The sequence below is a fragment of the Caldimonas sp. genome (genome assembly GCF_046291045.1).
Classification (GTDB): Bacteria; Pseudomonadota; Gammaproteobacteria; order Burkholderiales; family Burkholderiaceae_C; genus Caldimonas.
The window spans coordinates 1-5,340 of the sequence record NZ_JBKBSL010000067.1 but is presented as its reverse complement, the minus strand read 5'-3'; the positions used below and the strand labels follow the sequence as shown (position 1 = coordinate 5,340).

The 5,340-nt window shown below is 67.1% G+C and carries 6 protein-coding genes; all 6 read right to left on the bottom strand.

All coding sequences use genetic code 11. The features are described 5' to 3' along the window. Window positions 1–16 precede the first annotated feature (16 nt). Entirely contained in the window at window positions 17–1,198 is a 1,182-nt protein-coding gene (locus ACK4ZD_RS15095) for an ABC transporter substrate-binding protein (RefSeq protein WP_409663909.1), read from the bottom strand. A 69-nt stretch (window positions 1,199–1,267) separates the two neighbouring features. Further along, a complete protein-coding gene (locus ACK4ZD_RS15090; RefSeq protein WP_409663906.1) occupies window positions 1,268–1,975 on the bottom strand; it encodes an ABC transporter ATP-binding protein in 708 nt (235 codons plus the stop codon). Beyond that, complete coding sequence (locus tag ACK4ZD_RS15085) at window positions 1,962–2,753, bottom strand: ABC transporter ATP-binding protein (RefSeq protein WP_409663904.1); 792 nt, start codon at window positions 2,751–2,753, stop codon at window positions 1,962–1,964. The genes ACK4ZD_RS15090 and ACK4ZD_RS15085 overlap by 14 nt, the downstream gene beginning before the upstream one ends. Further along, a complete protein-coding gene (locus ACK4ZD_RS15080) occupies window positions 2,746–3,780 on the bottom strand; it encodes a branched-chain amino acid ABC transporter permease (RefSeq protein WP_409663901.1) in 1,035 nt (344 codons plus the stop codon). The genes ACK4ZD_RS15085 and ACK4ZD_RS15080 overlap by 8 nt, the downstream gene beginning before the upstream one ends. A 1-nt stretch (window position 3,781) precedes the next feature. Further along, entirely contained in the window at window positions 3,782–4,645 is an 864-nt protein-coding gene (locus ACK4ZD_RS15075) for a branched-chain amino acid ABC transporter permease (protein WP_409663898.1), read from the bottom strand. 35 nt (window positions 4,646–4,680) lie between these two features. Further along, window positions 4,681–5,340 (bottom strand): SDR family NAD(P)-dependent oxidoreductase (locus tag ACK4ZD_RS15070; RefSeq protein WP_409663896.1); only part of this gene is annotated, 660 nt, incomplete at its 5' end.

Here is a 5,340-nt window from a genome sequence, read left to right as displayed (position 1 = left end):
TTGGCGCGTGTCGTGCTTACTTGCTGGTCAGCTCGCGCAAGGTCACCTGCTTGACCTTGCCGCCCTCGACGGTGGCCACGTAGGTGTTGGCGATGGTGCCGCCCTTCTCGTCGATGCCCTCGATGTCGTGCACGTTGTACTTGGCCGGCAGTGATCGGTAGGCCTCGTTCATCTTGGCGCGGATGGCATTGGCATCGGTCGTGGTGCCGGCCAGGCGCATGGCCTGGGCGGTGGCGTGCACGGCGATGTAGTTCAGCGAGACTTCCGAGCTGGGGTCGCGGCCCGGGTTGGCCTTGCGGAAGCGCTCGACGAAGCTCTTGGCGTGCGGGCGGCTGTCGTCCACCAAGGGCAGCACACCGATCGAGCCTTCCAGCGGGCCGTAGCCACCCGTGACCTTGGCGATCTCGTCCATCTTGGCCTGATCGATGATCACGAAGCCGCCCTTGAAGCCCAGCTCACGCGCTTGCTTCACCACCAGGCCGGTGGGCTCTGAGGCGCCGCCGATGAACATCACGTCGGGCTTGGCCGCCAGCACACGGCTCACGCCGCTGTAGAAGTCGGTCGAGCGGTTGTACGACATCGGGTTCTCGGCCACCACCTTGCCGCCCGCGGCCTCCCAGGCCGGCTTGAAGGCCGCGGTCCAGGCCTTGGCGTAGTCATGGTCGGCGTTGGCGATGGCCAGGTTCTTGCCGAACTTGCCCATGGCATAGCGCGTGAAGGGCTCGACGTAGCCGGTGAACTCCGGCGGGATGCGGATGGTGAGCTTGTTGCCGCGCGCCGTGATGGTGGGCACGCTGGTGTAGGACAGCAGCAGCACCCCCAGGCGCTCGTTGGTGGTCTGCACCGCGAAGCTGCCGCCCGAGTGCGGGATCAGCACCACCGGGGCCTTGTGCTCTTGCACCAGGCGCTGGGTGTTGATGGCGCTTTCGCTGGGGTTGTACTTGTCGTCCAGGGCGACGATCTCCAGCCTGACCTTCTTGCCGCCCACTTCCAGGCCGTCGGCGTTGATTTCGGCCACGGCCATTTCCATGCCCGTGAGCACGTTCTTGCCGTACAGGGCGGCGCCGCCGCTCAAGGGGCCCGAGTAGCCGATCTTGACGACCTCCTGGGCGAAGACGGCACTGCCGAAGCCCGCCAGCGCCACGGCCGCGGCCACGCTGCGCAGCACGAGGCGGCGCGATGAAGATGAATGCAACATGTCTGCTCTCTCCTGAGTGAAGCCGGCCTGCGATGGGCCGGCATGGGGTGGAACCGAAAGAAGCCGGGATCAGGCGCCGATGTAAGCCCGACGTACGCCGTCGTTGTTGAGCAGCTCGTCGCGGCTGCCTTCCATCACGATGCGCCCGCCCTCCAGCACATAGGCGCGGTGAGCGATCTGCAGCGCCGCGTAGGCGTTCTGCTCGGCCAGCAGCACGGTGGTGCCGGCGCGGTTGATGCGCTGGATCACCTCCAGCACCTGCTTGACCACCAGCGGCGCCAGCCCCAGCGAAGGTTCGTCCAGCAGCAGGGCCTTGGGCCGGCCCATCAGCGCGCGGCCGATGGCCACCATCTGCTGCTGCCCTCCCGACAGCGATCCGGCGGCGTCGTCCTTCTTCTCGCGCAGGATGGGAAACAGGTCGAAGACCTCCTCGAGCAGCTTGGCATTGCCCTTGCGATCGCGCCGGTGCACATAGGCGCCCAGCATCAGGTTCTTCAGCACCGACATGCCGGGAAAGAGTTTGCGGCCTTCCGGGCACAGCACCAGACCCTGCTCGACCAGGCGGGCCGGCTTGGCTCCCGTCACCTCCTGGCCGCGCAGGCGGATGCGCCCGCCGGCCGCCTTGAGCAGCCCGCTGGCGGTGAGGAAGATCGAACTCTTGCCGGCGCCGTTGGCACCCAGCAGCACCACCAGCTCGCCGTCGTCGGCGTGCAGCGACACGTCGTGCAGGGCGCGGAACGAGCCGTACTGCAGGCTCACGTTCTCAAGCTGCAGCATCGGCGGCCTCCTTGATGTCGTGGGCGCCGTCGCTGCCCAGGTAGGCCTCGATCACCTGAGGGTTGCTGCGGATCTCGGCCGGGCTGCCCTCGGCGATCTTCTCGCCGTAGTTCAGCACCATGATCTTGTCAGCCAGGCTCATGATCATGTCCATCTTGTGTTCGATCAGGCACACGGTCAGGCCGCTGTCGCGCATCTTGCGGATCAGTGCGGCCAGGCCCACGGTCTCTTCGGGGTTCACGCCGCCGGCAGGTTCGTCGAGCAGCACCACCTTGGGCTCGGTGGCCAGCGCCAGCGCAAAGGCCACGCGCTTGCGTTCCTCCTGCGAGATGTCGCCGGCCATGCGGTGGGCGGCGTGGGCCAGACCCACGAACTCCAAGGCCTCCTCGGCCTTGCGGCGGCAGCGCTTTTCCTCCTCGTGCAGGCGGCGCGTTCGCGCCAACACGTCCCACAGGCCCGAGCGTGTGCGCAGGCGGTGGCCCACGATGAGGTTGTCCAGCACCGTGGCGCGGTCGAAGAGGGCAGTGGTCTGGAAGGTGCGGGCCACACCCAGGGCCGCCATCTGGTCGGCGCGCAAGCCCGCCACGTCGCGGCCCTCATAGACGATGCGCCCGCTGGTGGGAGTCAAGGCCCCGCTGATCAGGTTGAAGAAGGTGGTCTTGCCCGCGCCGTTGGGGCCGATGATCGCGTTGATCTTGCCGGCCTCGATGGTGGTGCTCACCTCGCGCACGGCCGCCAGGCCGCCGAAGCGTTTGGTCAGTTGCTGGATCTCAAGCATGGCCGCCCTCCTGGGTGGACAAGGTGCCGGTGGCCCGCTGGCCGGCCGCGTGTGAGGCGGCCGCCGCACGCCGCGACAGGCGCCGCGCGCGCCACTGCAGCAAGCTGCCCACCAGGCCGTGCGGGAGGAAGATGACCAGCACGATGAGCAGCGGACCGAACACCACGAAACGGTACTCCTGCAGGAACTGCAGGTACTGCGTGAGCCAGGGCATGGCCAGTGCCCCCAGCAGCGGGCCGAACATCGTGCCGATACCGCCGATGAGCATGTACATCGTCATGTCGAAGGTGTGCTCCACGCCGGCCACGCTGGGGCCCAGGAAGCGCACGAAGCCGGCGTACAGGCCGCCGGCCAGGCCGGCATAGACCACCGACAGCACGAAGGCCGTCACCTTGGTGCGCATCAGGTTGATGCCCAGCGCCTCGGCCAGGTCCTCGCTGTTGCGCACGGCCACGAAGCTGCGGCCCATCAGCGAGTTGACGATGCGGTGCATGGCCCACATGCCCACCGCCAGAAAGAACAGCACCAGGTAGTACAGCTCGCGCGGCGACTCGAACTGCAACGGGCCGATGGGCGAGGGCGAGGGGATGCCGATGATGCCCACGGTCCCGTGGGTGAGGCTTTCCCACTTCTCGATCACCAGGTACATGATGTAACCCACGCACAGCGTGAAGATCGAGAAGTAGTGGCCCTTGAGCCGCAGCGAGACGATGCCGATGAACAAGCCCAGCACCGCGGCCACCCCGCCCGACAGCGCAAACGCCACCCAGAAGGGCACGCCGTGGTCCACCGTGAGGATGCCCACCGTGTAGGCGCCCACCGCCATGAAGCCCGCGTGCGCGAGGTTGAACTGGCCCGTGTAGCCGGTGATGAGGTTCAGCCCCACGGTGGCCAGCGCAAAGATGTAGGCGGTGGACATCACCGTGAGGTGGTAGTCGTTGCCCGCCACGAAGGGGAAAGCGATGCCGGCGGCCAGCAGCAGACTCCAGCCGAACTTGCCATGCAGAAGGTCGAAGACGCGGTCCATATCAGCGCACTCCCTTGGTGAACAGGCCCTCGGGGCGGAACGACAGGATCACGACCAGCAGCGCAAAGGCGATGATGTCCTTGTAGTCGGGCGAGATGTAGAAGGCGCCGAAGCTCTCGGCGAAGCCGATGATCAGCCCGCCCACGATCGCGCCGGGCACGCTGCCCATGCCGCCCAGGATGATGATCACGAAGGCCTTGGTGATGACCAGGTGGCCCATCGCGGGGTAGATGAGGTTGATGGGCGCATACAGCGTGGCGGCCACTGCAGCGAGCACGCCCGAGATGGCGAACGTCAGCATCGCCACGCGATTGGGGTCGATGCCCACCAGCGCCGCGCCCTGGCGGTTCTGCGCCATCGCGATGATGGTCGAGCCCATCACCGTCTTCTTCAGGAAGAGGTGCAAGGCCACCATCAGCGCGAAGGCCGCGCCCACGATCATCAGCCGCTGCACCGGCGCCGTGGCGCCGCCGATCTCGACGATGCCGGTGTAGGGCGTGGGCAGGCGATGGAAGTCGGCGCCCCACACCGCCTGGGCACCTGCTTCCAGGAAGAGCAGCAGGCCGATGGCCGCGATCATGTGGTGCAGGCCCGGTGCGTCACGCAGCGGGTGGAACACCAGCCGCTCGGCCAGCACGGCAATGAGCGCCACGGCCACCGCAGCGCCGGCCATGCCCACCCAATAGTTGAAGCCCTGCGCGGTGATGAGCCAGAAGGCGGCGTAGGCACCGGCCATGTAGAAGGCTCCGTGCGCGAAATTGGGCACGTGCAGGATGCCGTAGACGAGCGTGAGGCCCAGGGCCACGAGGCTGTAGATGCCCCCGAGCGTGAGCCCGTTGAGCACTTGCTGGAAGAACAAGTCCAAGGGAAGAACTCCGTGTGGAAGGGAAGGGCGCAGGCTCAGCGGATCATGTAGCCGCCATCGGCCACGATCGTCTGGCCGGTGATGTAGCGGCCGGCCGCCGAGGCCAGCATCACCGCGATGCCGCCGATGTCGTCGGGCTCGCCGAAGCGGCGCAACGGCAACTGGCCTTCGATCAGCGCGCGCACGCGCGGGTCGTCCACCAGGGCCTTGGCGAAATCGGTGCGGATCACGCCGGGCGCGATGCAGTTGACGCGGATGTTGTCCGGCCCCCATTCCACGGCCAGGTTGCGCGCGAGCTGCATGTCGGCAGCCTTGGAGATGTTGTAGGCGCCGATGGTGGCCGAGCCGTGCAGCCCGCCGATCGACGAGACGATGATGATGGCGCCGTCCTTCCTGGCGGCCATGTCCTCGCGCACCATCTGGCACAGCCAGTGGTTGCTCAGCACGTTGTTGCGCATGACCTTGTCGAAGACCTCGTCGGTCATCCCAGTGCTGGGGCCGTAATAGGGGTTGCTCGCGGCGTTGCACACGAGGATGTCGATCGGCCCCCAGTGCTCGCGTGTGCGTGCCACCAAGGCTTCGAGCTGATCCTTGGACGAGATGTTGGCGGGGATGGCGATGGCCTGGCCGCCTTCGTCGCGGATGGCCTGGGCCACCGCTTCGCAGGCATCGGCCTTGCGGCTGGAGATCACCAC